Raw genomic sequence first — 14,319 nt, 5'->3', positions numbered from 1 at the left:
CCTGTTACTGTTTTCGGTTCAGTTAAGAACCGGTCGCTCACTCAAAGCTGACAGGAATATGAATCACTTCATAAACCTGACTTACTTTAGTGTGAGACTCTTGATACTTTCGCTATCTGATCCGAGGATCAGCTCGCTTCCATCAAGCGCCCACACTTATCGGCTGTTAATTTTTAAAGAGCATTCTGCGAGGAACTTCGTGTTTCCCGGCAGCACCGCGTTTTCAGCAGCAGAGAAGCGAGATTATGAACCGTGTTTCGCAGTTCGTCAACAACTTTTTACACTACATCGTTGCGACTGCGGGGCTCAACTTCCAGGCCAGCTGCGCGCTACAGACTCCAGCACACCGCCCACCCTGCTTCCCTTCTCCCGCGCCGCGTTTCCGTTAGCGCGAAAGAGGCGTGATTGTAGGCACCCGCTTCGATCTGCGCAAGGGGTTTCTCAAAAAATATAAGGTCCCGCCCGCTGCCGCGTGCGGGGCCTTAAATAGAAGCAGCCGAACCGTCAGGCTGCGCGCACCTGGCGCGCGACGATCTCCATATAGTGATCGAGATCCGGCGTCACCTTGCCTTCCTCCTTCGCCGTATCGTCCCAGCGGCGCAGACGCAGTGCGTCCTCCGCGAACGGGCGCTGCAGGAACGCCACCGTCTCCTCGTCACTGAAGATGCCGCCCTGCAGCGCGAGGCTGCGCACCGAGTCCGGCGACAGGCTCTCGAAGTAGCCGGCGTCCGTGCGGCACAGGCAGCGCTTCGCGTCGACGTGCAGCCGGATCGGCTCCAGTACCGCGTCGGAAAACAGCGGCCGCAGGAACGGCAGCACGTAATACTGATGCAGATCGTCGATCCCGCGCGCGCTCGGCGTCTCGCCCTGGCGATTCAGCAGATGCCCGAGGTCATGCAGGAACGCCGCCGCGACCAGCGCTTCGTCAGCCCCCGCCTCTTCGGCCAGCAATCCGCTCTGCAATGCATGCTCGAGCTGCGTGACCGGCTCGCCGCTATAGGCCACATGGCCATGCTCACGATACAGCCCGTGGATCTCTTCCACCGTCAATGCCATTCATTCACTCCCAAGGCAGCGAAAACGTCTTCAGGTTCGTGAAGCTCTTCATCGCCTCCTGTACGCCTTCCTTGTAACCGAGCCCCGAATCCTTGATCCCGCCGAACGGCGAAAGCTCGATCCGGTATCCGGGCACTTCCCATACATTCACTGTGCCGACGTTCAGCTCGTTCACGAACCGCACGACCGCCGCCGTGCTGTCCGTACAGACGCCCGACGACAGCCCGAACGCCGTTCCGTTGCTGATCCGGATCGCGTCGTCGATCGTGTCGAACGTGATCACCGGCGACACCGGGCCGAAGGTCTCCTCGCGCACGATCGTCATCGATGGATCGACGTTGTCGAGCACGGTCGGCGCATACAGCGCGCCGCGCCGCACGTTGCCGGTCAGCAGGCGCGCGCCCTGCGCGACCGCCTCTGCCACTCGCGCCTCGAACAGCCGCGCCGCTTCCTCGTCGATCACCGTGCCCATTTCGTTGGCGGGATCGAACGGATCGCCGTACTTCCATGCGCGCGTCTTCTCGACGAGCAATTCGGTGAACGCCGGCGCGATCGAACGCTGCACCAGCATCCGCTTGACGGCCGTGCAGCGCTGGCCCGAATTCCGGTACGAGCCGAGCACGGCCAGCGACGCCGCGCGTTCGAGATCGGCATCGTCGAGGACGATCAGCGGATCGTTTCCGCCCAGCTCCAGCACGATGCGGCGGTAGCCGGCCCGCGCGGCAATCGCCTTGCCGATCGCCACGCCGCCCGTGAAGGTAATCAGCGACGCATGCGGGTGCGTGACGAGCTCGTCCGCGATCTCGCGCGGATCGCCGGTCAGCACCTGCAGCATCGGCTCCGGCAAACCGGCCTCGTAAAGCAGGTCGGCCAGGTAGAACGCCGACAGCGGCACCTTCTCCGAAGGCTTCACGATCACGCGGTTGTTGGTCGCGATCGCCGGCGCGATCTTGTGCGCCACCTGGTTCATCGGATGATTGAACGGCGTGATCGCGACGATCACACCGTCGAGCGGCTGGCGCTGCGAGAACACGCGGCGCGCCTTGCCGTGGGGCGTCAGGTCGCACGAGAAACTTTGCGCATCGTCGCGCAACACCTCGACCGCCGCAAACTTCAACACGTCGGCCACGCGGCCGATTTCGTAACGCGAGTCCTGTTTCGACAACCCCGATTCGAGCGTGATCAGGTCGGACGCTTCCTCGGTGCGCTCGCGCAGCAGCGCGGCCGCACGCTCGAGGATCTGCGAACGCTCGTACCGCGTGAGCGTCGGCCGGTACGCCATCGCGTAGTCGAATGCCACGCGCACATCGTCGACGCTCGCCAGCGGCGCCGTCCCGACACGCGTGCCCGTATAGGGGTCCATCACGTCGAGCGTGCGTTCCCGCATCGCGCGCGTGCCGCACCAGCGCAGCGCCTCAGCGCGAAACGCCGGGTGATCGTGTCGGGGATGAGCCATCATGTCGCGACCCGGTTCAGCACGAAATCGAACACGTCGAAGTTGCGCGGGCGACGCGCAGGATCGTCCGGCTCGATACGGCGATTGAACAGCAAAGGTACTTCCTGCTCCGACACGCCGCCGTGCGAACGCAGCGGCACCGTGAGGCCCGACAGATCGTGTTCGCGCTCGCGCGTGCCGAGCGTCATGTCGCGGCGGCCGATTACGACGAGATCGCCGATCCGGTCGGCCGGCAGTTCGAAACGCGCAGCGGCTTCCGCGTTGTCGAGCACGAGCTCGACGCCGTCGAGGCCGCCGACGCGCCACATCGCCTCGGCCCGGTCGACGCCCGGCGCCAGATAGATGGTCGCAAACGACCCAAGCGCACCGTGGTGCACGACGTACGGATCCGTGATCGGCAGGATCACGCGCGCGGCCTGCGCGCCGTACCAGCCGTCGAATGCGTCCTGCAGATAGATGACATTCGGCCGGCCCGTCACGGGATCGTGCTTTGCGTTCATCCCGTGGTCGGCCGTGAGGCCGATCACCCAACCGAGCGCGTCGAGCTGCGCAAGGTAGCCGTCCATCATCGCGTAGAACGCGTTCGCGCCGGCACTGCCCGGCTCGCACTTGTGCTGCACGTAATCGGTGGTCGACAGGTACATCAGGTCGACCTGGCGCGTCTGCGCAAGCCGCACGCCGGCTGCGAACACGAATTCGGACAACGCCGCGCTGTAGACGTCCGGCGACGGCAGGCCAACCCAGTCGAGCACGTCGACGATCCCGTTTTCGGCGAGATTCGCCTGCGCGGCCTTCTCGGCCGAAAAGCAGATGCCGTTCAGTTGCCAGCCGAGCAGCCGGCGCAGCTTGTCCTTCGCCGTCACGACAGCGACCCGCGCACCGGCGTCGGACGCCGCCGCGAGCAGCGTGCCGGCCCGCAGGTAGGCCGGGTCGTTCATCATGACTTCGGCGCCACGCCCGCCGTCGGCGGCCGGATCCCAGAAATAGTTGCCGCAGATCCCGTGGACCGACGGCGGCACGCCGCAGACGATCGACAGGTTGTTCGGGTTGGTGAAGGTCGGCACGATGCAATCTGCGCGCCAGGCCGTGCCTTCCGCGATCATCCGGCCGATGAACGGCGCGACGCCCGCTTCCACCGCCCGTTCGAGATAGTCGTACTCGCAGCCGTCGACGCAGACGACGACGGTCGGTTCGGCCGGCAGCCGGTAGTGCCGGCCGTTGACGTCGACGGAACGTCCCGCGAGACCCGTCGACGTGCCGGCTGCCGACGCTTCACCCGGCTGGCGCAATGCGAACGCGGCGTTCATGATGCCACCCGCTTGCCGCGCGGTACGCGCGCAGCGATCAGCAGCAGCGCCGCGAGCGACGCGCCGAGCATCAGCAGCGACAGTGCCGATGCCGGAAGGTAATACCCGCGCTCCACCTGGCCGATCACGACGATCGGCACGGTCGCGAAGCCCGGCGGATAAACCGTGAGCGTTGCGCCGAGCTCGCCGAGCGACAGCGCGAAACCGAGCGCGAGGCTCGCGCGCAGCGCCGGCACGAGCTGCGGCAACAGCACGCGGCGCAGCACCATCGCGGGCGGCGCGCCGAGGCTTGCCGCCGCTTCGCGCAGCACGGTCAGTTCCGGACGCAGCGCGGCGGCCGCGCAGCGATAGCAGAACGGCAAAATCAGCGCGAGCTGCACGAGCACGACGATCGCCGCCGAACTCGACAGGTCGACCGGCTTCTGGTGATACGCGATCAGCACCGCGAGCCCGAGCACGACGCTCGGCACACCGTTCGGCACCATCACGAGCGCGTCGACCACCGCGCCGAGGCCGCGCCGGTCGCGCCCTTCGAGCGCCAGCGCAAGCCACAGTCCGAGGATCGTGCCGACCGCCGACACGCCGAAGCCGATTTCCAGGCTCGTCAGCAGCGCGTCGTATTCCGGCGACCCGAGCCGCTCGAACCAGCGCAGGCTGTAGCCGGCCGGCAGAATCGTGCCCGACCACTGCGTCGACACGCTCGACAGCGCGACAACGATGACGGGCAACACGAACAGCCAGAAGCACGCGAACGCGGCCAGCGCGAGCGCCACGCGCGACGCATGCTTGAGCACCGTGTCACTCCAGCCGATCTGGTGGCGCGGCACCGCTTGCCCGATACGAAATTCAGCGGACATCGTTTCCTCCCGTCGCACGCCGGTTTACCCGGCGATAAACCGCATACAGCGCCAGCGACAGCGCGAGCATCACGACAGCGCCGGCCGACGCGGTCGGCAGGTCGAGGTCGACCGTCGCGCTGCTGTAGATCGCAACCGGCAGCGTCACGAGCCGTGCGCTGCCGAGCACCAGCAGAATCCCGAATTCGTTCAATGTCAGCAGGAAGCACAGCACGGTGCCGGCGGCGATGCCCGGCCACGCGATCGGCAGCACGACACGGCGCGCCAGCATCCAGCCGGACGCGCCGAGGCTGCGCGCGGCTTCGATCAGCCGCAGGTCGAGCGTCGCGAACGACGCGAGCGTCGGCCGCACGACGAACGGCGTGTAGAACACGGTCTGCGCGAGGATCACGCCGCCTATGCCGAACAGGAAGTTCAGCGGCGGCTCCTCCAGATGAAACAGGTGCTGCAGCGCGATGCTGATCGAGCCTTGCGAGCCGTACAGGAAGATCAGCGTGAACGCGACGAGGAACGACGGGAACGCGACGTACAGTTCCAGGAAACGCGTGACGAGCGATGCGCCGGGAAACGGCTTGAAGAACAGCAGCGCGGCCAGAAGCACGCCGAGCACCGACGCGGTGCCGGCGCTCGCGAACAGCACGCCGAGCGTGGTCAGCAGCACGCCGCGGGTATCGGGGTTGCCGAAGAACGTGCGGTACGCCGCGAAACTCAGCCCGTGGTCGCCCGACACGCTCAGCAGCACGAGCCGCACCAGCGGATAGACGACGAGCGGGCCCAGCAGGATGATCGCGAGCGCGGCCAGGTGCAGGTCGCCCATGCGCTTGCGGCGCCGCGCGGCGGCGGCGTGCGCGGCGGCCGACGCGAGCACGTGCGGCGGCAGGCCGGCTTCAGGGCTCGATAAGGACGACATCGTCTGCCTCGCAATGCAGGGAAACGCGCGCACCGCGCTCGGGAGCCGCGCCGCGGCCGCGTTGCATCGTGACGCGCACGGGCTCGTCGGGGGCTGCATCGATCGTGACCGCGATCGACAGGTCCGCGCCCTGCCATTCGACGGACGACACCGTGCCGTGCAGCCCGCCCGCGGCCAGCGGCATCAGGGTCAGGCGCTCGGGGCGCACACAGGCCACCTTGCCGCGCACTTCGTGGCGCGGATCGCCGAGCGGGAAGATCACGTGCGGCGGCAGCAGGTTCGCCGGGCCGAGATAGCGTGCGACGTAGCCGTCCTGCGGCGCGTCGTACAGCTGCTGCGGCGTACCGAGCTGCGCAATGTGGCCGTCGCGCATCAGCAGCGCGCGATCGGACAGCACGAGTGCGTCGTCGCGGTCGTGCGTCACGCAGACGACGGTCAGGTTCGGCAGGCGCTCGTGCAGCGCCTTCAGTTCGCTGCGCACCGACGCGCGCAGGTTGGCGTCGAGCGCCGACAGCGGCTCGTCGAGCAGCAGCACGTCCGGCTCGATCACGAGTGCCCGGGCCAGCGCGACGCGCTGCTGCATCCCGCCCGACAGTTGCGCGGGAAGATGATGGCCCGCATCGCCGAGCTGCACGAGCTTCAGCGCGTCGGCGACGCGGCGCGTCACTTCCGACGACGCCATGCCGCGTGCGCGCAGCCCGAATGCGACGTTCTCGAACACCGACAGGTGCGGGAACAGCGCGTAATTCTGGAACAGCAGACCGAGATTGCGCTTGTGCGGCGGCGCATAGGTCAGGTCGCGTCCGGCAACGGTCAGCGTGCCGGTCAGGCCGTCGGCCTTCACGAACCCGGCGATGAAGCGCAGCAGCGTGGTCTTGCCGCAACCGCTCTTGCCGAGCACGGTCAGAAATTCACCGGCACCGATCGACAGCGACAGATCTTCCAGCACCGTGCGTGCGCCGTAGCGCACGCTCAGGTGCTCGATCTGCACGCCGCCCGGCGCGCCGGACCGCAGCGTTGCCTGCGGTTCGGCGGCGCCGAATGCGCCGGGATGGGTCAGGGTGGTTTCCACCGGGTTCATCCTCTTGCTCACAAATACAGGCGGCGTGCGCCGATCACTTCGGCTTGACGACGTCGAGCTGCTTGCCCGAGCTGCCGATCACGTCCTTCTTCCAGCGCTCGATCCATACCGGCTTCTTCGCCATCACCTGGGCCCAGTCGACCGGGATCAGCTTCACGCCCGCGATCGCCTTCTTGACCGCTTCGCCGTTCTTGCCGGCCAGCGGCACGTCCGTGCGGCCCGGGATGCCGTACATGTCCGGCACCTTCGACTGCACTTCCGTCGACATCAGGTAGTCGATCAGCTTCTTGCCGGCGTCCTGGTTCGGGCCGCTCTTGATCAGGCCAATGCCGTACGGGAGCTGGAACGTGGTCGGCTGGTCGCCTTCCTTCGCGGCCAGGAAGATCGGCTTGACGGACAGCGCGCCGTGTTCGGCATCGTCGAGGTCCATCTGCAGGTCGCCGTTCGCGACGCTGATTTCGTTACGCGACAGCAGCACGTTCAGGTAGCCCGTGCCCTTCGTGTGGAACTTCACGCTCTGCGACAGCTTCGCGAGATAGTCGAACGCCTTGTCCTCGCCCATCAGCGACGTCGTCAGGATCAGCACGGCCATCCCGTCGCCGGCGGTGGCCGGGTTCGAGTACGCGACCTTGCCGGCATAGGCCGGAGCGAGCAGATCGGCGAACGTCTTCGGCTGGTTCTTCACGACGTCCGGGTTGATCGCGAACGAGAAGTAGTTGTTCACGAACGTCGCCCACGTGCCGTCTTCAGCCTTCGCGATGGCCGGTACGTTCTTGTAGTTGACGCTCTGGTACGGCTGCAGCAGGCCCATCTGGCCAGCTTGCTGAATGAACGGCGGCAGCGTGACGATCACGTCGGCCTTCGGGGAATTCTTCTCGATGTTCGCGCGGTTGACGACTTCACCGCTGCCCGCCGTCACGATGTTGACCTTGACGCCTTCCTTCTTCTCGAAAGCCGGCAGCACATCGCGATAGAGGTTCTCGAGACCGTCTGCCGTATACAGCACGACCGCGCTCGCCGCATGGGCGGGCAGCGCGGCGCCCATCAGACCGGCGACGCTGGCGGCCAGCGCAAGCTTGCGGAACGCACCGGCAGCGGTGCGCGAGGGTTTCTGCAGTGTCATCTGACTTCTCCGTAGGCGGAACACCAAATGGCCGGGGCACGATCCGGCTCTCCTGTTATCTCCGGGCGAGGCCGATCGACGGCCCGCCTCGCTACCGCGCCGAGGTGAGGTTTCGCGCGGCAAGCGAAGGATCACAGCGTTCGATGACAAACCCGTGACGAATGCGGCAATTTCCAAAAAATGACACATTTTGCCAATATCATGCAAGTCATTCAGAAATGCTTTCCGGCGTTTCTTCCGACCTTTGCAGAGGAAAACCATGTCCGATCCGATTCTTCTTACGCCTGGCCCGCTCACCACGTCCGCCACAACACGCCACGCAATGCAACATGACTGGGGCTCGTGGGATGCCGCTTTCAACCAACTGACGGCCAGCGTCTGTGCGGACCTCGTCGCGATCGCGCACGGCGGCGACGAGTACGTGTGCGTGCCGATGCAGGGCAGCGGCACGTTCTCGGTGGAAGCCGCGCTCGGCACACTGGTGCCGCGTGACGGCGTCGTGCTGGTGCCCGACAACGGCGCGTACTGCGCGCGCATCCTGAAGATCCTCGGCCGGCTCGGTGTCGAAGCAATCGCGTTGCCGTTCGGCGAGGACGCGGCCGTCGATCCGGCCGCGATCGAAGCCGCGTTCGTGCGCGAGCCGCGCATCACGCACGTCGCGCAGGTGCACCTGGAGACGAGCGCCGGCATCCTGAACCCGCTCGACGACATCGCCGCCGTGTGCCGACGCCACGGCAAGCGGCTGATCGTCGACGCGATGAGCTCGTTCGGCGCGCTGCCGATCACGCTGGCCGGCAGCGGCATCGATGCGCTGATCTCGGCGAGCGGCAAATGCCTGGAAGGCGTGCCGGGGATGGGATTCGCGATCGTGCGGCGCGACGCGCTCGACGCGAGCGAAGGCAACTCGCCGTCGCTCGCGCTCGATCTCCACGATCAGTACGCGTACCTGCGCAAGACGGGCCAGTGGCGCTTCACGCCGCCGACACACGTGATCGCCGCGCTGCGCGCCGCGCTCGACCAGTATCTCGCCGAAGGCGGCCAGCCGGCACGCGGCGCGCGCTATGTGGACAACTGCCGGACGCTGGTCGAGTCAATGCACGCGCTCGGCTTCACGCCGTTCCTCGATGCGCGCGTGCAGGCGCCGGTGATCGTCACGTTCCACGCGCCCGACCACCCGGCCTACGATTTCCGCCGCTTCTACGACGCGGTGCGCGACGCGGGCTTCATCCTGTATCCGGGCAAGCTCACGCAGCTCGAAACGTTCCGCGTCGGCTGCATCGGCGCAATCGACTCGAACGATATCCGTCGCGCGGTCGCGGCCATTGCGCAGGCGGTCGAATCGCTCGGCATCGCGGTGCAGCGCGCGTAAGCGCCGTGCCACGCCAGCCGGCGGAGCCGCCGGCTGGCGCATGCAAAAAAGCCCGGCGGCCTTGCGGCTGCCGGGCTAACGCACAGGATCTGCGTGGAGCAGGTGCTTACAGCTCGATTCGCTTGATGTCGCCAACGACGAAGATGTACGACGCCGCGCCGACCAGCGCGATCACGCCGATGAACACGAGCGCGCCGACGAACGACCCGGTCGATGCGACGATGAAGCCGACCACGAGCGGCGTCACGATCCCCGCGAGGTTCGCCGCGAAGTTGAAGATGCCGCCCGTGACGCCGAGCAGGCCGTCCGGTGCGATGTCCGACACGAGCGTCCAGCCGAGTGCGGCCATCCCCTGCGCGAAGAATGCGACCGACATGATCGCGATCACGGCCTCGTTGCTCTGCACGTAGTTCGCGAGAATGATCGTCGATGCGAGCAGCAGGCCCGCGATGATCGGCAGCTTGCGCGCGAGGTTGGCGGACTTGCCGCGACGCAGCAGCCAGTCGGAGAAGATCCCGCCGAACATCACGCCGACCGACGCGGCGATGAACGGCATCACCGCGAAGAAGCCGATCTTCAGCCAGCCCATGTGGCGTTCGGTGGCGAGGTAGGTCGGGAACCAGGTCAGGAAGAACACGAGCGTCGAGTTGCCGGCGAACTGGCCGAGGCAGATGCCCGCGAGCTGGCGCTTCTTCACCAGTTGGCCGACCATCGACCAGCTGAACTTGGCCTGCGCCGGCTTGTCGCCCTTGTCACCGCTCTTGCGCGCACCGTGCACGAGACCGCCGCCCGCCTCGATATAGGCCAGCTCCTCCGAATTCGCACCCGGATGGTTGCGCGGTTCGTGATAGAACTTCCACCATACCAGGCCGAACACGATACCCACCGCGCCGACGACCCAGAACAGCGAGCGCCAGCCGAACGCACCCATCAGCGCGAACAGCACCGGGCTGAAGAACGCGAGGCCGATGTACTCGCCGACGGTGTAGGTACCCGTCGCCATCGCACGCTCGTTCTGCGGGAACCACGTCGCGACGACGCGGCTGTTGGTCGGGAAGCATGGCGCTTCCGTCACGCCGAGACCGAGCCGGCAAGCGAGCAGCGTCGCGACGCCCGGCACGAAGCCTTGCAGGAACGTGCACAGCGACCACAGCGTCATCGACCAGTAATAGGTGATCTTGCTGCCGAAGCGGTCGAGGAACAGGCCGCCGGGAACCTGCATCGCGACATACGTCCACGAAAACGCGGAAAACATGATGCCCATCACGGCCGCGTTGATGCCGAGCTCCTTGGTGAGCTGCGGCGCAGCCACCCCCAGCACGGTGCGGTCGAGATAGTTGATCATCGTGCCGATCGCGAGCAGCGCGAGAATCTTGTAGCGCGCCGAAGTGCGCCGGACGGTGCCGGACGCCTGCGCCGGCGCGGCGCTCGTGTGGGTAGTGTGCTGCATGGTCGTCTCCTGGTCTCTTTCTGTGTCTGTAAGGGGGTCAGCGCGCGACGAGCGACTGAAAGTGTTCGAACATCCGCTCGGCGTCGGGCGTGCGTCCGGTGAAGATCTCGAACGCGTCGACCGCCTGGTAGACGGCCATCCCGCCACCCGGCAGCGTGGCGCAGCCGGCCGCGCGCGCCGCGTGGATCAGTTCGGTTTCGAGCGGGAAGTACACGATGTCGGCCACCCACATGCCCGCATGCAGCAGGTCGGCCGGCAACGGCAGGCCCGGATGCTTGGCCATGCCGGTCGGCGTGCAGTGGATCAGGCCGGTCGCCGCGCGCATCGCGGCCGCGAGATCGCTGCCCGGCGTGACCCGGGCGGCAGGGAAGCGCTGCTGCAATTCGGCCGCGAGCGCGGTGGCGCGCGTGCCGTCGACGTCGAAAATCGTCAGTTCGGCCGCGCCCATCTGCAGCGCCGCATGCGCGACGGCCGCGCCCGCGCCGCCCGCGCCCAGCTGGACGACGCGTTCGAGCGACGCGCCGGGCAACCCGCGGCGGAACGATTTCGCGAAACCCGACCAGTCGGTGTTGTGGCCGATCCGCTTGCCGTCCTTGAACAGCACGGTGTTCACCGCGCCGAGCGCACGCGCGTCGTCCGACAGTTCATCAAGGTGCTCGATCACGCGCTGCTTGCACGGGTGCGTGATGTTCAGGCCGTTGTAGCCCATCCGCTGCGCGGCATCGAGCAGTTGCGGCAGTGCGTCGACGGTCACGCCGAGCACGTCGAGATCGATGCGCCGGTAGACATAGCCGAAGCCCTGGCGGAACCCCTCTTCCTCGTGCATCGCGGGCGACAGCGAACCGCCGATGCCCTGGCCAATCAGGCCGATCAGAAACGACGGGCGGCTCATCGTGCGGCCCCCTGCGCGAACAGCGTCGCCAGACGCTGCAGCGCGAACACGTAGCCTTCGGTGCCGCAGCCGCAGATCACGGCTTCGGCGAGCGCCGACACATAGGAATGGTGGCGGAACGCCTCGCGGCGATGGACGTTGGAGATATGCACTTCGATCACCGGCTTCGCGATCGCGGAAAGCGCGTCGGCCAGCGCCACCGACGTATGCGTATAGGCGGCCGGGTTGATCACGATGCCGTGCGTGTCGTGACGCGCGGCATGCAGCCAGTCGATCAGCTGGTGCTCGGCGTTCGACTGGCGGAACTCGATTTCCAGCCCGAGCGCCTCGCCCGCCGTACGGCAGCGCTGCTCGACATCGGCGAGCGTTTCCGCGCCGTAGATATGGGGCTCGCGTGTGCCCAACAAATTCAGGTTCGGGCCGTTCAGCACGAGCACCTTGTGCTTGCTCATCGTGTTTCTGCTCCTGAAACAGGGGCAGACCACGATCGGCGCCGCCCCGAAGACATCGGAATGTGGCGCTAGTGTGCGCTCGTGCAAGCGGGCTGTCTTTTCGGGTTTTCGCTAATTTGTACCACCTAGTTAGTTTGTACAATATGCATCACTAGCCTAGTAAATTCGGGATATGGCGTCCGCCAGGAACTCAACGACTGGTTCATTCAGGGTCGGTTCGGCCGACGCCACGCCCGCTCATCCTCAGGAATCGCCCATGCAGCGCTCGATCGCCACCGTGTCACTGTCCGGCACGCTCGCCGAGAAACTCGCCGCCGTCCAGGCCGCTGGCTTCGACGGCGTCGAAATCTTCGAAAACGACCTCGTCTACTTCGATGGATCGCCCGCCGACGTCCGGCGCATGGCCGCCGATCTGGGCCTCGACATCGTGCTGTTCCAGCCGTTTCGCGACTTCGAGGGGGTGAGCCCGGCCCAGCTTGCCCGCAACCTCGACCGGATCAAGCGCAAGTTCGACGTGATGCACGCGCTCGGCACCGACCGCATCCTCGTGTGCAGCAACGTGTCGGCCGACACGATCGCGGACGACGGGTTGCTCGTCGACCAGCTCGGCGCGCTTGCCGAAGCCGCGCGGCAGGCCGGCGTGGTCGCCGCGTACGAAGCGCTCGCGTGGGGCCGCGTCGTGAAGCGGTACGGCCACGCGTGGAAGCTCGTGAATGCCGTGAACAGCCCGCATCTCGGCCTGGCGCTCGACAGCTTCCACACGCTGTCGCTCGACGATTCGCCGGACGCGATCGCCGACATCCCGGGCGACCGGATCGCGTTCGTGCAGATCGCCGATGCGCCGAAGCTCGTGATGGACGTGCTCGAATGGAGCCGCCATTTCCGCTCGTTCCCGGGCCAGGGCGACTTCGACCTCGCACGCTTCACCGCGCGCGTGATCGAGTCGGGCTATACGGGGCCGCTGTCGCTCGAGATCTTCAACGACGGCTTCCGCGCGGCGCCGACCGCGATCACGGCCGCCGACGGCCATCGCTCGCTGCTCTACCTGGAAGAACTGACGCGCGAGCGGCTCGCGCAGGACGGCCGCGCGCCGGCCGCCACCCAGCCGCTGTTCGCGCCGCCCGCGCCGCCCGCGCACGTCGGGTTTCAGTTCATCGAATTCGCGGTCGACGCGCAGGCGGCGGCGACCGTCGGCGAATGGCTCGGCCGGATGTGCTTCCGGCTCGCGGGCCGCCATCGGTCGAAGGACGTGACGCTGTTCCAGCACGGCGCCGCGTCGATCGTGCTGAACGCCGAGCGCGACTCGTTCGCCGACGCGTTCTTCCAGCAGCACGGGCTGTCGCTGTGTGCATCGGCATTCCGCGTCGACGACGCCAAAGTGGCGTTCGAACGCGCCGCCGGCTTCGGCTATGCGCCATTCTCCGGCCGTGTCGGGCCGAACGAACGCGTGCTGCCGAGCGTGCAGGCGCCGGACGGCAGCCTCGAGTACTTCGTCGACGAAGCGCCGAACGCGCCGACGCTGTACGAATCGGACTTCGTGCTGACCGACATCGACGGCCCGAGCGAAGTCGGCCCGCTGACCGGCATCGACCACGTGTGCCTTGCGCTGCCGGCCGACGCGCTCGATACGTGGATCCTGTTCTTCAAGACGGCATTCGGCTTCGAGGCCGAGCGCAGCTGGCTCGTGCCCGATCCGTACGGGCTGATGCGCAGCCGCGCGGTGCGCAGCGCGGACGGCTCGGTGCGGATCGCGCTGAACGCGTCGGTCGACCGTCACACGGCGGTTGCCGAATCGCTCGACCGCTACCACGGCACGGGGCTGAACCACGTCGCGTTCCGTACCGACGACATCGTGAAGACGATCGCCGCATTCGCGGCCGACGGCATTCCGTTCCTGCGCATTCCGCCGAACTACTACGACGATCTCGCCGCACGCTACGCGCTGCCGGACGACCTGATCGACACGCTGAGCACGCATCACCTGCTGTATGACCGCGACGAGCACGGCGGCGAATTCCTGCACGCGTATACAGAACTGGTCGACAACCGCTTCTCGCTCGAGATCGTCGAGCGGCGCGGCGGATACGACGGCTACGGCGCGACGAATGCGGCCGTGCGGCTCGCCGCACAGGCCCAGCGCAGGAAATAAGGGAAGGAAGCTGACACAGATTTAAGGGGCAAATCACCTTCGCGGGACGCGGCTGCTTCGAAGGGCCGTATCCCGCGCGCACCATCGTGGTGAATCACGCGGCCGCGCGCCCGCCCGCGCGGCTGGCCGCGATCAAGCCGGAAACCGCATTCCATGTGGCGTTACATCCGGTAACCCGTACCGCAGCGCAGCATCGCGTCGCCCACTGCGGTTTTAA

The 14,319-nt window shown here is 66.7% G+C and carries 12 protein-coding genes; 2 read left to right on the top strand and 10 right to left on the bottom strand.

All coding sequences use genetic code 11. The features are described 5' to 3' along the window. Positions 1–504: 504 nt before the first annotated feature. Genes FFS49_RS01820 through phnS form a run of 7 tightly spaced genes read right to left on the bottom strand, consistent with a single transcriptional unit; the run spans position 505 to position 7,790 of the window. A complete protein-coding gene (locus tag FFS49_RS01820) occupies positions 505–1,056 on the bottom strand; it encodes a phosphonate degradation HD-domain oxygenase (RefSeq protein ID WP_071331937.1) in 552 nt (183 codons plus the stop codon). A gap of 4 nt (positions 1,057–1,060) precedes the next feature. Then, complete coding sequence (phnY, locus tag FFS49_RS01815) at positions 1,061–2,515, bottom strand: phosphonoacetaldehyde dehydrogenase (RefSeq protein WP_137909851.1); 1,455 nt, start codon at positions 2,513–2,515, stop codon at positions 1,061–1,063. Next, positions 2,512–3,819, bottom strand: a complete 1,308-nt coding sequence (gene phnA / locus FFS49_RS01810) for a phosphonoacetate hydrolase (protein ID WP_137909852.1) — start codon at positions 3,817–3,819, stop codon at positions 2,512–2,514. Before phnA ends, phnY begins: the two co-directional genes overlap by 4 nt. Beyond that, positions 3,816–4,676, bottom strand: a complete 861-nt coding sequence (phnV, locus tag FFS49_RS01805) for a 2-aminoethylphosphonate ABC transport system, membrane component PhnV (RefSeq protein WP_039339479.1) — start codon at positions 4,674–4,676, stop codon at positions 3,816–3,818. Before phnV ends, phnA begins: the two co-directional genes overlap by 4 nt. Further along, entirely contained in the window at positions 4,666–5,586 is a 921-nt protein-coding gene (locus FFS49_RS01800; RefSeq protein WP_039339481.1) for a 2-aminoethylphosphonate ABC transporter permease subunit, read from the bottom strand. Before FFS49_RS01800 ends, phnV begins: the two co-directional genes overlap by 11 nt. Next, positions 5,564–6,667 carry a 2-aminoethylphosphonate ABC transport system ATP-binding subunit PhnT gene (gene phnT / locus FFS49_RS01795; RefSeq protein WP_071331933.1) on the bottom strand — a complete coding sequence of 368 codons (1,104 nt, stop codon included), beginning with the start codon at positions 6,665–6,667 and terminating at the stop codon, positions 5,564–5,566. Before phnT ends, FFS49_RS01800 begins: the two co-directional genes overlap by 23 nt. Positions 6,668–6,701: 34 nt before the next feature. Then, positions 6,702–7,790 (bottom strand): 2-aminoethylphosphonate ABC transporter substrate-binding protein, encoded by a 1,089-nt coding sequence (gene phnS / locus FFS49_RS01790; RefSeq protein ID WP_039339485.1) that lies wholly within the window; start codon positions 7,788–7,790, stop codon positions 6,702–6,704. 259 nt (positions 7,791–8,049) lie between these two features. Here phnS and FFS49_RS01785 point away from each other — a divergent pair, with 259 nt between their 5' ends. Further along, entirely contained in the window at positions 8,050–9,159 is a 1,110-nt protein-coding gene (locus FFS49_RS01785) for a 2-aminoethylphosphonate--pyruvate transaminase (RefSeq protein ID WP_137909853.1), read from the top strand. A gap of 106 nt (positions 9,160–9,265) precedes the next feature. Here the strand turns inward: FFS49_RS01785 and FFS49_RS01780 are convergent, their stop codons facing one another. Genes FFS49_RS01780 through aroQ form a run of 3 tightly spaced genes read right to left on the bottom strand, consistent with a single transcriptional unit; the run spans position 9,266 to position 11,953 of the window. Beyond that, positions 9,266–10,609, bottom strand: coding sequence for an MFS transporter (locus tag FFS49_RS01780; protein ID WP_039339244.1), 1,344 nt, complete (start codon positions 10,607–10,609; stop codon positions 9,266–9,268). Positions 10,610–10,646: 37 nt separating this feature from the next. Next, a complete protein-coding gene (locus FFS49_RS01775) occupies positions 10,647–11,501 on the bottom strand; it encodes a shikimate dehydrogenase (RefSeq protein WP_039339246.1) in 855 nt (284 codons plus the stop codon). Next, positions 11,498–11,953 carry a type II 3-dehydroquinate dehydratase gene (aroQ, locus tag FFS49_RS01770; RefSeq protein ID WP_039339247.1) on the bottom strand — a complete coding sequence of 152 codons (456 nt, stop codon included), beginning with the start codon at positions 11,951–11,953 and terminating at the stop codon, positions 11,498–11,500. The genes FFS49_RS01775 and aroQ overlap by 4 nt, the downstream gene beginning before the upstream one ends. Before the next feature lie 256 nt (positions 11,954–12,209). Here aroQ and FFS49_RS01765 point away from each other — a divergent pair, with 256 nt between their 5' ends. After that, positions 12,210–14,102, top strand: a complete 1,893-nt coding sequence (locus FFS49_RS01765) for a sugar phosphate isomerase/epimerase and 4-hydroxyphenylpyruvate domain-containing protein (RefSeq protein WP_137909854.1) — start codon at positions 12,210–12,212, stop codon at positions 14,100–14,102. Positions 14,103–14,319 lie beyond the last annotated feature (217 nt).

This window comes from Burkholderia sp. 4NA327C6, from assembly GCF_005502655.1.
Classification (GTDB): domain Bacteria; phylum Pseudomonadota; class Gammaproteobacteria; order Burkholderiales; family Burkholderiaceae; genus Burkholderia; species Burkholderia contaminans.
The sequence above is the reverse complement of the archived record's forward strand: the minus strand, read 5'-3'. Positions and strand labels throughout refer to the sequence as shown.